Here is a 20,363-nt window from a genome sequence, read left to right on the forward strand (position 1 = left end):
TTATAATGTATTTCACCGCACTAACCAGTCATCTCACCAAAATAAATCTGCTGCGCCAAACGAAAGGTATTACAGTGCGCTTCCACCACATCTTCGATGTCTTCGGAATAACCGCCGCCCATCACAATAGCGACAGGAATGTTGGCAGATTTCGCTTGACGTAATACATATGCATCACGCGCTTTGCAACCCTCTATTGTCAGTCCCAGCTTTCCTAACTTATCCGTCGCGAGCACATCGACTGCGGATTGATAAAATATCAGGTCTGGCGCAACATCAGTAATCAAGCGAGGTAACGTATCAGCCAAAATCTGTAAATATTCCTTATCACCAGTGTCATTGTCCAACTCAATGTCCAAATCTGATTTTTGCTTGCGGAATGGGTAGTTCTTGGCACCATGCATACTAAAGACGAAAACACGTGACTCATCCGCCATGATACTGGCGTTGCCATTACCTTGATGAACATCCAAATCAACAATCAAAATCTTTTGCGCTTGTCCAAGATTGAGCAACAAGTTGCTAGCGATACACACATCATTGAAGACACAAAACCCTTCACCATGATCGGCAAACGCATGGTGCGTGCCGCCCGCGACATTCATTGCCACACCATATTGCTGAGCATACAATGCACATTCATAAGTCGCATGGGCAATATAACGACCACGCTCGACCAGCAGTGGTGTCATCTCAAAGCCAATGGCGCGTGCTTCTTTTCGTGGCAGCGTTTGGGTTTTAAGCTGATGCCAATAGTCGGGCGTATGCGTGGTCAAAATCTCGTCTTCGCTTAATTGCTTAGGCGCAAAGAAGTTGTCGGTACTGATCGTGCCTTCCGCCAATAACCGCTCAGGAATCATGGTGTATTTTTGCATGGGGAAGCGGTGTTTTTCAGGTACTGAATAACGAAAAATATCAGAGTAAGCAATTTTTAGCATAATGTTAAATGGGTTCTTTTGGTAGCGTGTTTGGGGAGTATTTAAAGTGCATCACTTTTATTTTAATGAGCAGCTCACTGCACAAACTGCGTTGGCAAAAAGAATGTTCGTGAATCTGTCTGTTGGCGTAGTGCTATCAGCAATTTTTCTAAGTCTTCTGTAGGATCTTGATCGTTGAGCAAATTACTCAACAATTCATGAGCGACCGTGGTCATGGCAATCACGCCTTGTAGTAAATGTTCGATAATTTCATCATTAATACCAACTGCTTCGACATCGATGGCGTTTTTGTAGCGTATCTCGCCATCATTGACATCCATTTCTAGATTACCGATCAACATGTCATAATTCAGTTGAGTGATGAGGAGCATCGCGGCACTTTGATGACTCTCCGGTATCAAAAACGGCAAAATGCCATAGACTGCCAATAGCTTATTATGTTCTTGAACCCGAAACAGATAGCCGCAGTTGAGCTGTTTATGCCGCATCCTTAATGACAAATGATGTGATTTTTGGCTGTCATTGGTTTTGGGTCGATAATAAGTGTAGTGCCACTGTTTGCTATTGAAGTATTGTTTTAGCACACTGACAATGGGGGTGTCGTTTCGCTCTTGTTGTCCTACACGCAATTCAGAAGGGGTGATTGGTGAATGCTCGTGGTGATTTTTGGCTTCAGATTCAGAGCCAGTTTTGAGTTTACCGTTTGAGTCATTTTTATCATCAATGCCAGTATCTTCACTGTCAGTATCGTTACGTTGATTGCTATCAGTTGCTGATTGGGTCACTTTACTTTTATCTGACGACACATGCGATGGCTTATTTGTGCCATTAATAATAGATGACGGTGCTGAAGTTGTCAGCAACCGTTTGATTTTTTGCCACAAGCTGAGTTTATTACGTGGGCTCATAATATTGGACTCATAATATTGGGCTGACACATAAGTGATAGTGAATATGGATAAACACGTCAAAACAGCAAATTACTCGTTATTAAGTACCAAACTCTCTTTGATGTTTGGCTGATTATAAAATGCTTGTAACATGTCACGGATATGTGCGGTAAACCAAGGGCTTTCAAGAGCATCATATATAATTGGCAGTAACACGGTACTAAATTGCGTCATGGCCTGCTCGTCAATATATAAGCTCGCAGCGATGCTTGCTATGGTGTCTGCTTGATGATTGTCGTACCAAGTATCGATGCTGGCTGCCACGAGACTGTGCAAATAAGGTGACATACGTAGGCGGTTATAGCTTTGCTGGATACTGGCTTCAATATGGTCGATACTGCTGTTATCAGGCTCATCGCGCAAGTAGGTTTGTAAATGGCTGACAGGCTGATCCTTGATGCGTGCCCAACCAGTGACCAACAAGCGCGCGACTTCTTCATTGGATAAGTGCTCTTGTGCATTGGTTTCTGCTCGGCGTGCCAAATCTCTAATATTACGGTGCAAATACGCCTGCAATTTTTCGTCAAGATTTCTGTTGGTGGCCTTTTCAAAAGAGCTGCGCCCAAGTTTCATCAGCTTACCAACGCCGCCCGCTTTATCTAATGTGGTTTCCATAAAGTCGTTGATGGCGTGGTATAGCGTTTGCGTCAGCAAGTCTGCAAAGGTTTCATTGCCGATCAGCGTATGAATCAAGACATTGCGCTGCTCATCATGACTGCCTACATAATTGGCAAGGGTTTCAACTTGCGTGTCATCTACCAGTTCAGATAACGGCACGTTGTCATTGACTGGATGATAAATAACGGTATGCAAGATATCGCGAATATCGGTACGCATCGCCTCACTTATCGGCTGATTGAGGAGCCAGTCATTTACCAAGTGCTGCAAATGCTCGCGTCTAATATATTTATTTAGGGGTTGCTCACCAAACCATTGCCAAGCTTCGATGGCTAACGGCTCGGATTGCTTGCGTAACCACTGCTGCATAAAATCAACTTGGGCGTCGATTAAGCTATCTATAGTTAAGCTTGTGCCTACCAAGTTCGTCTGAAAGTGGCTGTTTTCAGTATCTGCCTTATGTTCAGTATCTACTGGGGGCGTTTGGTTTTGGCTATCTTTTGAAGTCTGCATAGGTTTTGAGGTCATAGTAATCGACAATTTGTTATACTGTGTGTTTGTAGTAAGCATAAAGTATTATGCCACGAACATCGTACTTGTTTGTGATGAATATTAATTGCCACTTGATAAATAACGAGAGGTTTTGATGACGGCTTTAAATACCCCCTTACTTTTGCTTGAGGAATTGACGGTTCAACGCGGTGAAATCCCGCTATGTGAAGTGGTCACGCTGCATTTATCAGCTGGTAGCATTTGCCATCTCGTTGGTGCAAATGGTACGGGTAAGACGACGCTACTGATGCAGCTGGCTGGATTGTTGCCAGTACTGACGGGTGAGGTTGTTTATCAAGGAAAGGCATGTTTGCCCAGTCAGCCTTTATATGTGTCGCATCAACTTGGTATTCATCCCAGTCTCACTGTCGCACAAAATCTGACCTTTTTATTGAATTTATATGGTATGACACCAAGTGCTGCTGATATCGATGAAGCCCTCACTTGGGTGGGGTTACAAGGATTTGAGACCATCAGCTCAAGCCATTTATCTGCTGGGCAAACCCGCCGTATCACCCTTGCGCGGCTATATTTATTGACGCCTGATGTGACGCCACTTTGGCTACTTGACGAGCCTTTTACGGCACTTGATGTCGATATGGTGGCACGAATGGAGGACCGATTGCGCGATTTTGCCAATGCGGGCGGGGCAATCTTAATGACCAGTCATCAATCAGTCGGCGTTGCCAATCAAGTGCTCGACTTGACAGAATATATGGTTTAGATAACTTGTTAAACATCTGCCATATCAGTAGCACGCTGATACTAATGTATCGATCTTATTTCGTACCAACTATAATATAAGTGCGATGAGTAGAAGAGCAAATAAATGACACAGACAGACAGTCCTATGCAAGCCACGAATAAAAGCTCAAGTACGGTCGCAGCGCCATCGCGTGTTATTGGTTTCATGCAGTTGTGGCGGCGCGAATGGCAAGTAAAGCAGCAAGGGGCGGTGCAATGGTTGTATCCTTTGGTCTTGTTTTTGGTGATTATTACGCTGTTTCCACTGGCCGTCGGTAGCGAACCTGCGCTGTTGCAGCGACTTGGGGTGTCAGCGGTGTGGATTGCTGCTTTACTCTCGCTGGTGATGGGCGTAGACGGTTTGTTTAAGCCAGCCCTTGATAATGGCACACTGGCACAGTTAGTCGTCGCCAATGCTTCGTTGCCGTTGTGGGTACTGATACGCTTAATCATTCATTGGGTGTTTAGCAGTGGTATCGTGGCGGTGCTTAGCTTACTTGCTGTTCCTTTATTTCAGCTGAGTTGGTTTGAGGCGTGGATATTGCTGGCCTCTATTGTTGCAGGCAGTCCAATGCTATTAATGCTCTCGGCGGTCGCTAGTAGTTTGACGCTGTCATTGAAAAATGGCGCGGTGCTCGTTCCTTTGATTGCCTTGCCAATGCAATTGCCAGTGTTGATTTTTGCAACGGGAGCGGTCGATTTGTTTGCCACTGGTCTTAATGGATTGCCTATATTGGCTTTGTTATTGGCAGGTAGTATCGTTTCAGTCCTGATCATGCCGTGGGTGATTGCGTTGACCTTAAAAATGGCGTGGCTCAATTAAACAGTAGATCAATTATTTTATCAAAACCCTTTTTACTAACAGCATGGTGAAAACTGGCAATTTTGCTATAATAGTCCATTAAATAAGTAAACACTCCCTTATAGATTCTATCCAGTGTTTAACGCCAGCAGGTTAGCAGGTAGTAGCGCCCATAACGTGTTATACCTGTCACCATAAGCTACGCAATAGGTTTATTCCCATGCCCAACCTGAATAACGTCTCATCTCCTAGCCTGTGGCAACGCATTTGGCAAGGCTTTTTGACCACTGTGGGCACCAAGCAGTTTTTTCGCATTTTTGCACCTTGGGTTAAGTGGTTAGCCATATTAGCCAGTATCTGTCTGCTGATCGGTAGTGTCTGGGGTCTTGCTTTTGCGCCGCCTGATTATCTGCAGGGCAACAGTTACCGCATTATCTTTATCCACGTTCCAGCGGCCAGTCTTGCCATCTCTATCTATTTTGCTCTTGCTGTATTAGGCGTGATTTATTTGGTGTGGAAGATTAAGACTGCCAGTTTGGTCGCGCAAGCACTTGCACCGATAGGCTTTTTGCTATGTGTGATTAGTTTGTTGACAGGTTCTATTTGGGCAAAACCAACGTGGGGCACTTATTGGGTTTGGGATGCGCGTCTGACATCTATGCTGATTTTGGCGTTTTTATATGCAGGTGTTATGGCGATGTTTGCCGCTTTTGAACATACCGCTAACCGTGGTAAAGCAGCGGCCATTCTGTCGATTGTTGGCGCGGTGAACCTGCCTATCATCAAGTATTCAGTAGAGTGGTGGAATACCTTGCATCAAGGCGCAACGTTTACCTTAACGGCAGCACCAAAAATGTCAGCAGATATGTGGATGCCGTTGCTACTTACGACTATTGGTAGTTATTTACTGGTGGGGACATTGGCGATTTATCGAACCAATACACTCATTTTATACCGTGATCAAGGTAAAGCGTGGGTCAAAGAATATATCCGTGGTCAACACAAATAACGGCTAGGAAATTATTATGCAGCCCTATTTTTATAGCTTTTCTGAATTTATTGCCATGGGTAAGCATGGGGTTTTTGTCTGGTCATGCTGGGCTATTACCGTTGGCATGATGCTGGTTTTTATTCTGTATAGCCGTAGGCAAAGAAAAGCACTGATCAAACAGCTCACTATCCAGCAAGCACGTCAAGCACAACGTACGGCTAAAACACAGTCGCCAACAGACAAGCGCACCGATTAAAAAACGCTTAACACCATGGTTTTATAGAATTTTTTTATAATACAATCATCAATATGTGACCGCATAAGTTGTGATGGGGCTTATTGATTTATAGAAAAAATGCTACCATATAGTTATTAGAAGCGTACGACTAGAAAGACATTCTTAAAAAGTTTTTCTAATCGTAGTGTCTTCAATATTTTCTGTTTTATCGATTAATATTATCAAAGCCATTTAATATGAGTACGGGGCAAGCGTGCGCAAATTGTACGCTGAGTACAGTCAGCAAAGTGAATGCCGTAACCATTTATAAAGGCTTTGACGGTAGTTTGTAAAACAGTGACTCATCAATGAGGTAGTGGTATGAACGCAGTTCGTCGCAAAAAACTGATGTGGGTTATGTTTACGCTTGCAGGAGCGGCGATAGCCGTGGTGTTGGTGCTTTATGCCATTGGGCAACAGACCGATTACTACTTTGACGCTACGGCTATTGCGCAAGGTGAAGCGCCCCAAGACAAACGTATTCGCGCAGGCGGTATGGTGGTTGCGGGTAGTGTCCAACGAGCAGCAGACAATCCACTGAATGTTGAGTTTGCTATTACTGACTTTCAGTCGACAGTGCCGGTGACCTATCAAGGCATCTTGCCAGATTTGTTTGCTGAAAACTCAGGCGTCGTCGCCACTGGTAAAATGCAAGGTGATACGTTTGTCGCTGGGGAAGTATTGGCCAAACACGATGAAAACTATATGCCGCCTGAAGTCGCTAAGTCTATGAAGGAGAACAATCGTAACGGGGTTGTGCCTTCTTCTGAGCAGTACAATCCTGCCCAAAAACTTCATGAGACTCAGACGCTGCAACAATAGTAAGTTTGTTTAGCTGTCCCATCCTAAAATAGATTGATAAAAAGCCACCGAGAGTATCGGTGGCTTTTTAATGCTTTCTTATAAATGACTATCAGCTACTAATCATCCCATACAGGGCTATAATCAGGATGTTTGATTTTGCGACCATCGGCGCGCGCTAAACTACCAATTTTTTCTAACTCTTCTGCACTTAGTACCACATTGATAGCATCCAAGTTTCCTTGCAAATGATCAGGATTAGACGTTTTTGGAATAGCTACGCGATGTTTGTCTGACAAAATCCAAGCCAATGATATCTGTGCTGGCGTGACATTGTGTGCATCAGCAATTTCTTTGATGGTGTCATTATCAAATACATCACCACGTGCCAATGGAGAGTAGGCTTCGAGGAGGATATGATGGTTATTCAAAAAAGTCTGCAAGGTGTGTTGTTTGATAAATGGATGAAACTCAACTTGGTTGACCGTAATCGGTACATCGGCATACTCTTTTGCTTCAATAATATTAGCAATATTAAAGTTAGATACACCGATATGTTTGGTCAATCCTTGTTTTTGCAACTCGCACAAAGCAGGGATGGTTTCAGATAATGGCACGCGATCATCAGGCCAGTGTAACAACAAGAGATCGACATAATCGGTCTCTAAGTTTTCTAAAGAACGTTTGGCTGCTTCGACCAACTTTTCTGGTTGAAACTTCATGTCATCAGGAAAAATCTTCGTAGTCAAGAAGAACTTGTCACGAGCCACGCCTGATTGTTTGATGCCTTGACCTACCTCTTTTTCATTGTCATACGCTTGAGCAGTATCAATATGCTCATAACCCATCTCCAAGGCTTTTTTGACAACGTCGATACAGTCTTGGCCTGTTGATTGCCAAGTGCCCAGTCCTAGTACTGGAATACTTGCTTGTCCAGCTGTACGCATATTATAATTTTTTGTACTCATATTATTATCCTTATCGTTAATGATTTTATGATGTTTCATATACTCTGATTCATAAGACCGATTGAAATAGAGCAACAGTCATACTCGATTTGACTGAGTGCTCTTTAGCTCGTCTACTATAGAAAAAAGCGAGGCAAAACGAAAGGGTAGGTGACGGTTTCCTACAAAGGACAAACAGGCTGTAACGTCATTTTTAGTAATCAGAGAGTTATTAGCGCATTTTTAAAAGAGACATAAGCACAAAATTGATGCCATAAAAAACGTCCATCGCTGTTAAGCCATGGACGTTGGTAATCACTATAATACTTATAAATTTACGGCATTTTGTGGTTCAAAACTTTATTGAGCAGCAGCTTCTACTGGTGCTGTGTTCGCAGCAGTGTCTGTGTTCGCACTGTGATCGGTTCCCCAGATTTTTGGATATTTATAACCGGGAAAGGTTTCATGAGCATACTTTTTGAAAGCTTCTGAATTATAAGCGTTTGTCACATCTTCGACCCACTTTTTGCCAGCGTCAGCAGATTTAATGGCCGACCAGTTGACATAAGCAAAGCTTGGCTCTTGGAATAATGCTTCAGTCAATTTGATACCAGAATCCGTGGCATAATTGCCATTAATGACCGCAAAGTCAACTTCATCACGGGCACGTGGTAGTTGAGCAGCTTCCAACTCAACGATTTCAATATCGTATTTGCTGTTATCAGCGATATCGGCTTTTGAAGCAGTCAATGGATCGATGTTGTCTTTTAGTTTGATCCAGCCTAGATCATTCATCATCACAAGAGCACGAGCAAAGTTACTTGGGTCATTTGGGGCAGAAACACTCATACCTTTATAAGCTGCGTCTAGACTGGTCTTTTTGCCAGAATAAATGCCAAGTGGTGCGGTTGGTACTTGGAATGCTTCAACCAAATCAAGGTTATTTTCTTTCTTGAAGTTATCAAGGTACGGTTTGTGCTGAAAAATATTGATGTCCAAATCACCTTCAGCCAACGCAAGGTTCGGGCGAACATAATCCGTAAAGGCAACCAGTTCTACTTCATAGCCCTGCGCTTCAAGTGAGCTCTTCACTTGGTTGCGTACCATATCAGCAAAGTCACCTTCGGTGGTACCAATAACGATTTTTGTATGCTCAGGATCGATATCGCTAGCGGCAGTTTCTGCCGTTGCGCCTTCGGTAACGGGCTGTTTAGTCGCTTCTGGTGCTGATGAATTGTTGCAACCAACCAACACTAAGCCTGATACGCCAACAGCAGCAAATGCAGTCGCCAATTGGCGGCTGATATCTGTTAATTTCATGGGATTTCCTTAATAAGAGGGATATATAGTAGGCAAAATGTGCCATTAAAAAAAGCAACATTAGGGATAGTAATGCTGCTAAATGAATGAGTATTAAATTAGTGACAAAATTAAAGGGTCTCAGTAACAAAGTCAAGTATTTTGCTTAGGATGAATCGGCATTAAACCTTGAGTATTATTCATAATAAGCACTGCTTGTGCACTCTTAATCTTTTATCTTGATACGGCTTTTAACGTTTATCCAAGCGAGTGGCTAACCAATTACCAGAGGCTTGAATCGCGATGACCATGATGGATAGTACAATGACGATAAAAATCATCACTTCAGTTTGATAACGATAATAGCCGTAACGAATGGCCAAATCACCCAAACCGCCACCACCAATCATACCAGCCGCTGCTGAATAAGATAGCAGACTGATACAGAGAATGGTCACTGACAATATCAGGCCTGAACGTGCCTCATTGAGTAAGACTTTGATAATCGTAAAAGGACGTGCGCCCATAGATTCAGTGGCTTCAATTATACCGCGCGGCACTTCGCGTAAATTTTGCTCGACCAAACGGGCAAAATAAAACGAACCAGCGATTGCTAATACTAACGAGGCAGCAATAGGGCCGATACCAGTGCCAACAATGGCTTTGGTAAAAGGACTCATAGCAATCATCAAAATGACGAAAGGAAAAGCACGCATAAAATTGGTGATACCACCAAGTACGCCATAAAGTGTCTTATTCTGTAAGAACTGGCGGTCACTGGATAAAAACAAAAACACGCCAAACAGTCCGCCGATGACTATAGCGACGGTCGTCGAAATGCCAAGCATGATAAATGTATCGATAAACGCATCCACAATCTCTTTGCGCAGTGCAAACAGCTTGTCTATCGAGGCGGATAATTCAGTACCAGTTAACATATCTATTTCTCCTGCCTCATTAGTCCTCAACGACCAAACCTTTGCCAATCGGAGTATTTGCCTGAATCAGACCGTCTCTTACCTCAGCCACTTCTAATAGTTGCCCTTGATGCAATAACGCTGCACGATCACAAAGCCGACGAATCACACTCATCTCATGAGTGACGATCACAATGGTCACGCCCAGCTGCTCATTAATATCACGTAGACAAGTCAGCAAGCTGCGGGTCGTGGCAGGATCAAGAGCACTGGTCGGCTCATCAGCCAACAATACTTTTGGACTTGGGGCAATCGCTCGCGCAATACCAACCCGCTGTTTTTGTCCACCTGATAGCTGCGCAGGATAATGACCAGCACGATCCGTCAAATCTACAATCTCAAGACAGTCCATGACTCGCTTGTGAATATCACGACTCGGATAGCCCGAAACGGTTAAGTTAAAAGCGACATTGTCAAAGACGGTACGATTTGACATCAGGTTAAATTGCTGAAAAATCATGCCAATATTATGCCGAGCGATACGCAACTCACTGGCAGACAATGTGGTTAAATCGGTACCATCGATAATGACTTGACCAGAATCTGGGCGCTCAAGCATATTAATCAGGCGTAGCAAAGTAGATTTGCCTGCACCTGAATAGCCCATGAGGCCAAAGATTTCACCTTGCTGAATAGACAGAGAGGTTGGCTCAACAGCAGTAAACCAATGCGGTTTGCCGTCTTTATCTTTGATTGAGCGGTCGCTTAAAAAACTTTTGGTCACATCGTTTAAGACAATCATGTCATTCATGGAGGGCTCAAAATTCAATAATTTTTAATAGTTATAAACGTGTCATCAGCCTTTTTTACAATATAAGCAGCCAATTAAAAAACAACAGTCAATAACCCTATAACAAGGGGCGCTAATATAGCATATTATCGAGCGCTTTGGATATTCGCATCCGTGAACCGCTTATGATTAATAGCTATTAATCATAAGGCTTTTGAAGAAGGTAGGTTTCGTTGCTAATCTGAAGGGAAATACTTATTTAGCATGGAAATTTACTAATCATGCTGGTGGTAATGAGGATCGTGTTTGACTGGTATGACAACCAAAAATCTAGTATGACCATTCAGAGTGTCGGTGAGAATACGCCCTTGATGGGCAGTGACGATTTGTGAAACCAAAGATAAGCCCAAACCAGAACCTTTATTTTTTTGCTGCAAGCGTACGAATGGGCTAAATACCTCTTCGCGTTTGTCTTCAGGAATGCCTGTGCCTTCATCAATAACTGCCAATACTGCATATTTTGGTAATGGGCGTACAGGTTCGGCTTTGGCTTTCTTTATATGCTTGGCAAATAAACTTTCTTTGCGTGGTGTACTCGCTGTCTCAATTTCATTTTGAACGTTAGCCTTTGACTCATTTTTAATGACAGTTGAATCCACCATAGTTTTGTCTGTTATATGAGCCTCATCATTTTTGCGTGCACTGATATTTCCACTTATCATTCTGGTTTTAGGCTTAGGCGTCATATCACCAGTGACCGCACTTTCAGAGTGGTTACTCGCTTCAGAGTCAGGAACGGCTTTCCACATGACCTTTTTTATTCTGTCAGTCAAATCAGTGGTAAAGCTATAATAGTTAGCGAGCAATGATGAGGTGCCCGTGGCTTCATGGCTGGTGGTTTCATATATGGCGCTACTTTTTTCTGATTTTTGTACAGCGTCCAAATCTTTTGGAGTATTAGGAGAGGTAGATATTGGTGATATCACACTGGTAGGGCTCTCAGCATCAGTACGAGTATCACTATCTAGCCTAGCATCTCCCTCATTGTCACCATTAGTCGCCATACTTTCCCCATTTTTATAAATAGGTGGTGCTGGCAATAAAGGGGTCGAATCTGTTTTCTCAAATTTAACATTATCAATCGTATTAGAAGTAGCGGATTCGTCTAAACTCAATAGGTGTTGCGACACATCTTCGTTGATATTACTCTGTTCATCATATATAAAATCTGAACTATTATAATCAGCGAAACTATGGCAAAGCACCGTTTGCAATAAATAATCGGGAACAGTATTAGCTTCATCAACAGTCTGAACCCCATACAGCAATACCGTCACTGGAGGTTTGCCATGTAGCATGGCATTGGTTAATAAATTGCGAATCAAATGGGTCAACATTGACGACTGACCATCAATGACGATGTGCTCACCAATCAACGTGGCTTCAGGATAATGTTGCCGCTCTTGGTTCACTAAGTGATATAAGTCTAAGCTTTCAACTTGTTGCAAGGCATGGCCAGCATCTAAACGACTAACCAATAAAATGCTCTCTACCAGATCATTGAGTCCAGATAAATCACGATTAATCGCTTGCGCGCGTTTATCGAATTTTGCCTTGGTGTCTGCGGGTAGCGCGCCCGTCAGCATATCCATCATCTCGATTTGTAAGCGAATGCGAGTGATGGGGGTGCGCAGTTCATGAGAGGCATGTGCTAATAATAAGTTATTGGCATCGATAAGGTGTTCGATCTTTTGCGCCGCTTGGTTAAATCCGCGTGCCAATGAGGCAATCTCATCATTACCGCGAGCATTAACGCGCACCGTAAAGTCGCCATCACCCAATTGTGTCATCTGCTGACTCATCTGATTGATACGCCATGTGATGGTACGGGCAATCCACCACAGTACGCCTGCCATAATCATTAGCAGTAGTAGCGTACCAGTGAATAAATTTAAGGCGGCAGAGAGTACCGGCTTTTTGGGTGGCAAGCGTGACTCGTACAAAAGCGTATAGCCTGTACTGCTATACACTTGGGCTTGTTTGGTAGGAGGCGTGTCTGTAAATGAAGGGAAAACGCGTGATAGTAGAGAAGGAGGCTCTGGCAGCTCTAGCGGTAAATCGCTATTGTCTGTTTGCATCAGCAACCGACCTTCGCTGTCATACAAGCCCATCTTTGCTTGTAATGACTCATCAAAAATATCAAAGCTTTTTTTGACCACAGCTAGCATAAAGCGTGACTGTAAACGGTTGTCCTTACTAACGGAGATGTTCAGCTCGTGCAAAAATGGGTCTATTTGTCCCAGAATCTGTGTGGCCAAGACTTCTGAGCGGATACCTGCATCTTTGTCGTGCACAAGCTGTGTCAATAGCACCATGGCTACGGCAAACAAAATAAGTGCCAGCATCACGCTGGCAAATAGCTTAGCAAATACCGAACGGAATCCCAACTGCTGCATTAAACCATCTCTATTATTAGGCGTTTATATCGATTTTACTGTTATAAGGCAGCCGTTTCCCATGATCAAACTTGATCAGTGGCAAATTGATAACCAACACCGCGTACGGTAATAATACGTTTTGGCTGGCGCGGATTGTCTTCAATTAAAGCACGCAGACGTGAGATATGCACGTCAATCGCGCGATCAATGTTGTCTGAGCTGTCATCATTTGGCATGGCTTGCCAAAGCTGCTCGCGATTTAAGACTTTACCAGAATGGGTGGCAAAGTAATGCAATAATTGGAATTGATGCGTTGTCAGGCGGACAGGTTCATCATCGATAGTCACTTCATGACTGTCAGGGAATACACTCAAACGACCAAAAGTTAAGCTGTCTGATTGGCTGTCTGCTTGATTGGGCTGTTCATGCCTACGAATGACAGCACGAATACGCGCCAGAAGCTCACGTGGCTCAAATGGCTTAGCGATGTAATCATCCGCACCCATCTCAAGACCTAGTACGCGATCTGTCGTATCACCTTTTGCGGTCAGCATGATAATTGGTACTTTATTGGTCATATTGTTTTTATTGCCACGGATTTTTTGACATACTTGCATGCCGTCCATATCAGGTAGCATTAAGTCAAGCACGACCAAATCGATATCCCGCTCTTTGGCGTCCAATAAATCAAGCCCTTCCTGACCGAGTCCTGCATGATGCACATCATAATAGTTCATTGTCAGGTAGTCGCTGATTAATTCAGCTAAATCGGGATCATCTTCAATTAATAAAATTTGCTTGCTCATGGTTTATCCTCTAGTTGTTGTTATGGTTTGTCAAAACTTAACGTGCTCTACTGTTTTATATCATGATAAGTACATCAGCTTCTCAAGCATTTAAACGATCAACGCTCTAAATTTTCTAATAAACTCTTAACCTGTTGTGTTTGGCTAGTGAGACACAGGCGGTTAAATACTCGGTTAATGATATATAATACGGTCATATTGCCTAATTATGCAGTTACAAAACAAGAGAGCCTTTGTTAATGTTTCTACACAATGTAACTGTCAGCATGAATGGCTATGAAACAATGACTTTTTTGCCTTTAGAATCAACCGGTAAATCAGCTAAGCAAATTAAGCTGTCGTTACTAATACCCGCAATTAAATATTGGTCTGTAATGGGGCTGTACTCAACTACCTCAATAGGCCGGCGAATCAAACGCTGATCTTGTCCAATAATCCACACGTTAGCGGTCAAAGGGCTAAGCGGTTTATATGGTGGCTTTTGTAATTCTGTCAAGTCAACATCATGAAGTGCGCGCTTAGGCACAATTGTACCCACGTCTATTTGACCGTAATCAACGCGTCCTGTGACCTTCATGTCTGGCATCAGTATGTCACGACTGGTCTTATTTTCGACCACTTCCACATAAACGAAAAGTTTTTTAGGCTGGCTGGTCGCTGTCAGCTTACTGACCTGACCAGTAAATTTGTCTGACATTCCTTCAGCAGTAAAGTTAACGGTCTGACCAACCGAGAGCTGCGGTTTTGCTTGAATAGGTAGGGTGGCGATAAAATGTAATTGCGTCTCATCCCTCAGTTGTAATAGTGGTGTGCGCGCCGTTAGTGTTTGGTCTGTTTTGATATATAAGTCTTCTACGCGCCCCGAAAAGCTGGCACGGACAGTGACTAAAGTATACGGTGATGTCGAATTCGTTGCACTGTCAGTGGTATTTACCGTATTTGCACTAGAATTGTCATTTATATTATTTGTGGCAGACTCTGCTTTTAATGGCTCTTTCTTATCAGATGAGATGCTTTTTGTGGTTGCCGTATTGTTTATGGTCGCCGTACTGTCTTCAGTTGTAGGCTGAGCAGATTCGAGATTGAGCGTGGTGTTTTTTTCTTGTTTATCTTCTGACTGGGTATCATTTGCATCGCTAGCCAATGTATTCTCTCGATCGGACTGTTCGGTTGGCGAAGGGGTAATGGCTGTGGTAGCCAAACGTCGCACAATCATTAAAGGCATACCTTCTTCTACCCATTGACCCTTAGTGACCAGTACTTTTTCGACAACGAGTGGATGTGCTGCAATAAGCTTGGTCTGTTTGATGGGTTCGATACGGCCTTGCAACCCCAAACTTGGCTGATAACGCGAAGGTTTTATGCTTAATATATGATCGGGTGTCATGGTAACGCTATCAGCAGTAATGACAACAGGAGCGTCTACGGTTTCACTGTTTTCGGACGTGACTGGTTCATCAGTCGGCGATGATGGCTGACAGGCAGCAAGCGATAAAGCACTGAGCAAATAGATGCTGTTTTTTAAAAATTTAGAAGCTGTCATAGCAGTCACCAGAATAATCATGGTTTTATTATATAGTGAATTGCAATGAGGTGAAACAATTGCCCAATGTGGATGACACTTAGAGAAATAAGGCTATTAATCCATACAGACAGTCAAACTATAGCGTCTAATAAGGTAAATCGGTCGAGAATATTACTGATCAGTGCGAACATTGATTCACTAATGACTGGAAAAAGGTCGATAACTGTGATAAAACAAACATAACGAAATAGACTGATACATTTTTATTACAAAACAAAATTATCCAGCAATGTGATTATCGCTTCTATATAATACAAAAACATCATAAAGCTGAGGGTTTTTCTGATTTGGGCTTTTTATTTCCAACAATAGTTATCAAGCTGTTATGAGACGCTTTAAATGACGCCTGAACCAAATACGGTTTTAATGCACGAGTATAAAAGCGAAATAATTCATTCAAAAAAGATAAAAAACACGCTCAATTTAGTAAGCTTATTAATAAGAAAGTGCGTATAGTAACCCATGTTGACGCTGTGTTTGAGAGGCAGATACTGATAGATGAAAGTTTCACTGTCATAAAAATAGCAATGCAAATTTAGCCGTTCTTATCAATCCCATCATAAATGGTAGGATAATTTGAGATAACAGTTAATCATTTGTATCAATAAAGAGCGTTACGCATAAATAGTCGTTTATAGGACAATGATAATGGAAAATAATTTTGATGGCTTAAAAGTGATGGTAATTGATGACTCAAAAACCATTCGCCGTACCGCAGAAACCTTGTTACAAAAAGCTGGTTGTGAAGTAGTGACCGCGATTGACGGTTTTGATGCTTTAGCAAAAATTGTTGATAACAACCCAGATATTATCTTTGTAGACATTATGATGCCGCGTTTAGATGGTTATCAGACTTGTGCGTTGATAAAAAATAATCCTGATTATGCCAATAAGCCTGTGATTATGTTGTCGTCTAAAGATGGCTTATTTGATAAAGCAAGAGGTCGTATCGTTGGATCTGATGAGTACTTGACGAAGCCATTTAGTAAAGATGAATTGTTTGAGGCAATCAATCAGTATCGCTAGTATGAATGGATAGGTATATCTATAAATATACAGCTAAAGCTGAATTCAGCCTTACAGATTGGCATGATTGATGCACATATATTTATGTATATGTATAGGTTGGCTTTACAGTGAATATATTTAGTACTGGTTATCATAACTGATAATGGCGCAATATTTAATCACAACTGTGAGAAAAGTCATTTTGCCATTTATTTTGGCAGGTTATTTTTAATCAGTTTGTCTCAATAATATATTAATATATCCTTAATGATATCTTCGAAAAAGAAAGGAAATTACTATGACTACCGTCTTAGTCATTGACGACTCACCATCTGAAATGGCGAAATTTCGTGACCTGCTTGCTAAAAATAATTTTAAAGTATTAGAGGCGACAAATGGTGAGCAAGGCTGTCAAATGGCAATGGATCATCTGCCAGATGTTATCTTGATGGATGTGGTCATGCCTGAGATGAATGGCTTTCAGGCTACTCGAAAAATCACTCGTGGTAAAACCACTGCTCATATTCCTGTGATTATGATTAGTACTAAAAATCAGGAAACAGACAGAGTCTGGGGTAAGCGTCAAGGTGCTAAAGAGTATATGGCCAAGCCAGTTGATGAAAGTGGATTGGTCAATATCATTCGCAAAGTAATGGAGTAGATTGTGGCATCCAGAGGATTTATTGAGCTTCTGCGTTTAGCAGATTTGGCCCGCGCGCGCAAGAGTGGTCGCCGCGGTGGGCAAGAGTATGACTGGCAAGGTGTGGTATTTGAGATTGGTGGACAGCGATTGGTTGCTCCGATGGGTCAGATATCAGAAGTATTGGCCATGCCAGAGTATACGAGCTTGCCTTTAGTAAAGCCTTGGATGCTGGGCATGGCTAATATACGCGGACGTCTGTTGCCAATAACAGATTTGTCTCAGTTTTTACAGGTTCCTAGTCGCTTGACGCAAATGAGTCAACGCAAAGTCATTGTTATCGACCATGATAATTTCTTTTCAGGACTGGTAGTCGATCAAGTTATTGGTATTGAGCAATTTACTCGTGACCAATACCGTGCAGAAGCAATCGAGCCCGGTTCGCCGTTTGCGCCTTATAATCATGGCAAATTTTTGAAAAATGAACAGGATTGGTACGTTTTTATGCCAAGCTTGCTCGCCCAAGATTCACAGTATGCTAATGCTGCTATATAGCTGTCGATAATAAGATATTTGGTTGTTAGAACGATAATGAAATAATGGCGAATGACATGATACAGTTGGATATCAGCATTCATACAGGCTTTGTTAATCACTGTTGTTTTTATAACAGTACGATTGTCAAAGTCAGTCACGATAAGACTTTGACGATTGTTTGAAAGGAATACGTACGATGAGTGATGCTATAAAAAAACCTGTGACTGGTACGACTAAGACAATGGCTGATAGTGATAATTCCAATAACTTATGGAAATTGTTATTGGGGTTTTTTGTTTTATTAAGTGGAGCTTGTCTGATTTGGCTGGTCAATTCGTTATCGTCAGTGAGTCAGCATTTAGCTGATTTTAATCAAGCTGTTGTTTTGCCAGTAATAATATTTGTAATCGGGGCATTAGGCATTCTGTTTGCTTTATACCAATTGCTTAAGCAGCATGGTGGGTCAGAACGGGTACTTATTGAAAAAGAAACACTGCGTCGCCGTCAAGAATCAGAGGCAGAGTCTGAGCGCGCGCGTCAAATTCAAGAAGAAAACGAACGAAACCAGATAGCCATTCTACGTTTACTTGATGAATTGGGTGATTTGGCAGAAGGGGATTTGACGGTTAATGCGACCGTATCAGAGGACTTTACTGGCGCGATTGCTGACTCAGTGAACTTTGCGATTGACCAATTACGTCAGTTAGTATTGGTTATTAACAATACAGCAGATCGTGTTTCGCAATCTTCAGAGCAAACACAGATGAATGCGGTTGAGCTTGCTGAAGCATCTGAACATCAAGCACAAGAAATTGCGGGTGTGTCAGCGGCTATTAATGAAATGACCGTGTCTATTGACCAAGTATCAAACAACGCATCAGAATCTGCGACAGTTGCCCAGCGTTCAGTTGCCATCGCTCATAATGGGGCAGCGGTTGTACAACGTTCTATTGAAGGTATGAACGTTATTCGAGATCAGATTCAAGAAACCTCAAAACGTATCAAACGTCTAGGTGAGTCGTCGCAAGAAATTGGTGATATCGTTGGTTTGATTAATGATATTGCGGATCAGACCAACGTTTTGGCATTGAATGCTGCGATTCAGGCATCGATGGCTGGGGAAGCTGGTCGAGGCTTTGCGGTGGTTGCTGATGAGGTTCAACGTCTTGCTGAGCGCTCAGCAAACGCCACCAAACAGATCGAAACATTGGTGAAAACCATTCAGGCAGATACCAACGAAGCGGTTATGTCGATGGAGTCAACGACCTCCGAAGTTGTCCGCGGCGCTCGTTTGGCAAAGGATGCAGGTGAAGCACTAGAAGAAGTGCAGAGCGTTTCTAACACGTTGGCGGACTTGATTCAAAACATCTCCAATGCTGCATTGCAGCAGGCTGAATCTGCTGGACACATCTCTCACACTATGAATATTATTCAAGACATTACCTCACAAACCTCATCTGGTACGATGGCAACCGCGCGCTCTATTGGTGAGCTGAGCGAAATGGCAGCAGCACTACAAGAGTCAGTGACGGGCTTTAAAGTAACAAATGATGATGTATTGTTAGATAATGACATGCTGAACACAGAAAAAACCTTGTCAAAAAGTGCTTGATAATAAATTTTGATTTTAAATCATTACTAGGTGATTGGTCATCTTCCATACTGGTGTGTTAACCAAAATGCGGCATGAGTGGTGATGACGTGCCGCAATAATCATAGCAGGTGACGTGAATAATCTTATTCAACCAAACAGCGAACATATTCAGACAACCAAGCCTGCATCAGTCAAAACTTTGATGCGGTCGGGCGATTTTGATGTGCAGCAATGGCAACGGTATATAGAGCAAGAGATTGGTTTTGTTCTACCAGATATCCAACTGCAATGGTTGATAAATGCAATTGACCATACGGCATTATCGTATGGACTGACCGCTCAAAAATTGTGGTATCAATTACCAAACAATGATGAGATTCGTCAGAAATTGTTAGATAAAGTATTGATTCATGAAAGTCGTTTCTTTCGTCACATACCTTCTATAGATTTTGCCACACAGTGTGCGTTACAGCATCAGCAACCAACTGCTATTGCCGATACTGATAGTAATAATGACAGTATTAATGAACATGGTGCTGATGAATTGTTTCGCATTTGGAGCGTTGGTTGTGCTAGAGGACAGGAAACGTGGTCGCTGGCGATGAGCTTGGCAGCGGAGCAATTGACAAACTATGCGATATTGGGTACTGATGTCAGCCAACAGGCGGTTTTAAAAGCGCGGTTAGGGCAGTATGAGCAGCGCCAGCAGTCCTTAATTCCCCAACACTGTCAACAATTTGTTCAGCCATTGCAAAATGCGAATGCGATAAACGAATCAGATACTCTTGACTCGTCTTCTTTTAAAGAGACGCGAGCAAGCACTCAGATGCACTGGCAAGTTGCGCCTATCTTGCAGCAGTATGTTCGTTTCGCTTTACATAATATTTTTGAGCAAGAACCACCCACCACGCATCTTCAGCATGTGATTATTTGTCAAAATATGCTGCTATATTTCCGTAAGTTTGATCAGCGTGATATTTTGGCTCGCCTATCAAAGCAGTGTGCGTTAGGTGGGTATATTATATTGGCTCCAGGTGAGGCGTTGTTTTGGCGTCCTTCGAATATGCGCCGTATTGCGCACCCACAGGTCAATGTGTGGCAAAAAATCAATGCCTAAATTAGTGCCTAG

19 protein-coding genes and 1 pseudogene are annotated in these 20,363 nt (G+C 42.6%); 10 read left to right on the forward strand and 10 right to left on the reverse strand.

Translation table 11 applies throughout. The features are described from left to right. Positions 1–20: 20 nt before the first annotated feature. The 3 genes from M917_RS05075 to M917_RS05085 all read right to left on the reverse strand — a co-directional run bounded on the left by M917_RS05075 (position 21) and on the right by M917_RS05085 (position 3,019). Positions 21–938, reverse strand: a complete 918-nt coding sequence (locus M917_RS05075; RefSeq protein WP_021813706.1) for a histone deacetylase family protein — start codon at positions 936–938, stop codon at positions 21–23. Between the two features lie 74 nt (positions 939–1,012). Then, entirely contained in the window at positions 1,013–1,846 is an 834-nt protein-coding gene (locus M917_RS05080; RefSeq protein ID WP_021813707.1) for a type III secretion system chaperone family protein, read from the reverse strand. A gap of 72 nt (positions 1,847–1,918) precedes the next feature. Beyond that, positions 1,919–3,019 (reverse strand): hypothetical protein, encoded by a 1,101-nt coding sequence (locus M917_RS05085; RefSeq protein WP_021813708.1) that lies wholly within the window; start codon positions 3,017–3,019, stop codon positions 1,919–1,921. A gap of 133 nt (positions 3,020–3,152) precedes the next feature. Here M917_RS05085 and ccmA point away from each other — a divergent pair, with 133 nt between their 5' ends. The 5 genes from ccmA (at position 3,153) to ccmE (ending at position 6,694) form a co-directional block, all read left to right on the forward strand. Beyond that, the gene (gene ccmA / locus M917_RS05090; protein ID WP_021813709.1) at positions 3,153–3,782 is read left to right on the forward strand and encodes a heme ABC exporter ATP-binding protein CcmA; all 630 of its coding nucleotides are present in this window, start codon (positions 3,153–3,155) and stop codon (positions 3,780–3,782) included. 186 nt (positions 3,783–3,968) lie between these two features. Beyond that, positions 3,969–4,625 (forward strand): heme exporter protein CcmB, encoded by a 657-nt coding sequence (locus M917_RS05095; RefSeq protein WP_040642035.1) that lies wholly within the window; start codon positions 3,969–3,971, stop codon positions 4,623–4,625. A 199-nt stretch (positions 4,626–4,824) separates the two neighbouring features. Next, positions 4,825–5,613, forward strand: coding sequence for a heme ABC transporter permease CcmC (ccmC, locus tag M917_RS05100; RefSeq protein ID WP_021813711.1), 789 nt, complete (start codon positions 4,825–4,827; stop codon positions 5,611–5,613). 16 nt (positions 5,614–5,629) lie between these two features. Then, positions 5,630–5,851 carry a heme exporter protein CcmD gene (ccmD, locus tag M917_RS05105; RefSeq protein ID WP_021813712.1) on the forward strand — a complete coding sequence of 74 codons (222 nt, stop codon included), beginning with the start codon at positions 5,630–5,632 and terminating at the stop codon, positions 5,849–5,851. Between the two features lie 342 nt (positions 5,852–6,193). Further along, positions 6,194–6,694 carry a cytochrome c maturation protein CcmE gene (gene ccmE, locus M917_RS05110; RefSeq protein ID WP_021813713.1) on the forward strand — a complete coding sequence of 167 codons (501 nt, stop codon included), beginning with the start codon at positions 6,194–6,196 and terminating at the stop codon, positions 6,692–6,694. Between the two features lie 98 nt (positions 6,695–6,792). On the opposite strand, the gene M917_RS05115 is transcribed toward ccmE, so the two are convergent. The 7 genes from M917_RS05115 to M917_RS05145 form a co-directional block, all read right to left on the reverse strand. After that, positions 6,793–7,641 carry an aldo/keto reductase gene (locus M917_RS05115; RefSeq protein WP_040642027.1) on the reverse strand — a complete coding sequence of 283 codons (849 nt, stop codon included), beginning with the start codon at positions 7,639–7,641 and terminating at the stop codon, positions 6,793–6,795. A gap of 339 nt (positions 7,642–7,980) precedes the next feature. Further along, positions 7,981–8,940 carry a MetQ/NlpA family ABC transporter substrate-binding protein gene (locus M917_RS05120; protein WP_021813715.1) on the reverse strand — a complete coding sequence of 320 codons (960 nt, stop codon included), beginning with the start codon at positions 8,938–8,940 and terminating at the stop codon, positions 7,981–7,983. A 230-nt stretch (positions 8,941–9,170) separates the two neighbouring features. Next, complete coding sequence (locus M917_RS05125; RefSeq protein WP_021813716.1) at positions 9,171–9,857, reverse strand: methionine ABC transporter permease; 687 nt, start codon at positions 9,855–9,857, stop codon at positions 9,171–9,173. A gap of 19 nt (positions 9,858–9,876) precedes the next feature. Continuing rightward, positions 9,877–10,647, reverse strand: coding sequence for a methionine ABC transporter ATP-binding protein (locus M917_RS05130; RefSeq protein ID WP_021813717.1), 771 nt, complete (start codon positions 10,645–10,647; stop codon positions 9,877–9,879). A gap of 254 nt (positions 10,648–10,901) precedes the next feature. Beyond that, on the reverse strand, positions 10,902–13,082 hold the full coding sequence (locus tag M917_RS05135) for a sensor histidine kinase (protein ID WP_021813718.1): 2,181 nt from the start codon (positions 13,080–13,082) through the stop codon (positions 10,902–10,904). Positions 13,083–13,147: 65 nt separating this feature from the next. Then, a complete protein-coding gene (locus tag M917_RS05140) occupies positions 13,148–13,870 on the reverse strand; it encodes a response regulator transcription factor (protein WP_021813719.1) in 723 nt (240 codons plus the stop codon). Between the two features lie 274 nt (positions 13,871–14,144). Next, entirely contained in the window at positions 14,145–15,413 is a 1,269-nt protein-coding gene (locus M917_RS05145) for an efflux RND transporter periplasmic adaptor subunit (protein WP_040642036.1), read from the reverse strand. Between the two features lie 690 nt (positions 15,414–16,103). Here M917_RS05145 and pilG point away from each other — a divergent pair. The 5 genes and pseudogenes from pilG (at position 16,104) to M917_RS05170 (ending at position 20,351) form a co-directional block, all read left to right on the forward strand. Beyond that, positions 16,104–16,481: a twitching motility response regulator PilG gene (gene pilG / locus M917_RS05150; RefSeq protein ID WP_021813722.1), complete on the forward strand. Its 378-nt coding sequence runs from the start codon at positions 16,104–16,106 to the stop codon at positions 16,479–16,481. A gap of 280 nt (positions 16,482–16,761) precedes the next feature. Then, on the forward strand, positions 16,762–17,124 hold the full coding sequence (locus M917_RS05155) for a response regulator (protein ID WP_021813723.1): 363 nt from the start codon (positions 16,762–16,764) through the stop codon (positions 17,122–17,124). Positions 17,125–17,127: 3 nt separating this feature from the next. Beyond that, the gene (locus M917_RS05160) at positions 17,128–17,658 is read left to right on the forward strand and encodes a chemotaxis protein CheW (RefSeq protein WP_021813724.1); all 531 of its coding nucleotides are present in this window, start codon (positions 17,128–17,130) and stop codon (positions 17,656–17,658) included. A gap of 169 nt (positions 17,659–17,827) precedes the next feature. Beyond that, positions 17,828–19,252, forward strand: a pseudogene (locus tag M917_RS05165) (methyl-accepting chemotaxis protein); the annotation flags it as partial. A 115-nt stretch (positions 19,253–19,367) separates the two neighbouring features. Further along, positions 19,368–20,351: a CheR family methyltransferase gene (locus M917_RS05170; RefSeq protein WP_021813726.1), complete on the forward strand. Its 984-nt coding sequence runs from the start codon at positions 19,368–19,370 to the stop codon at positions 20,349–20,351. Positions 20,352–20,363 lie beyond the last annotated feature (12 nt).

The sequence above is a fragment of the Psychrobacter aquaticus CMS 56 genome (genome assembly GCF_000471625.1).
GTDB lineage: Bacteria > Pseudomonadota > Gammaproteobacteria > Pseudomonadales > Moraxellaceae > Psychrobacter > Psychrobacter aquaticus.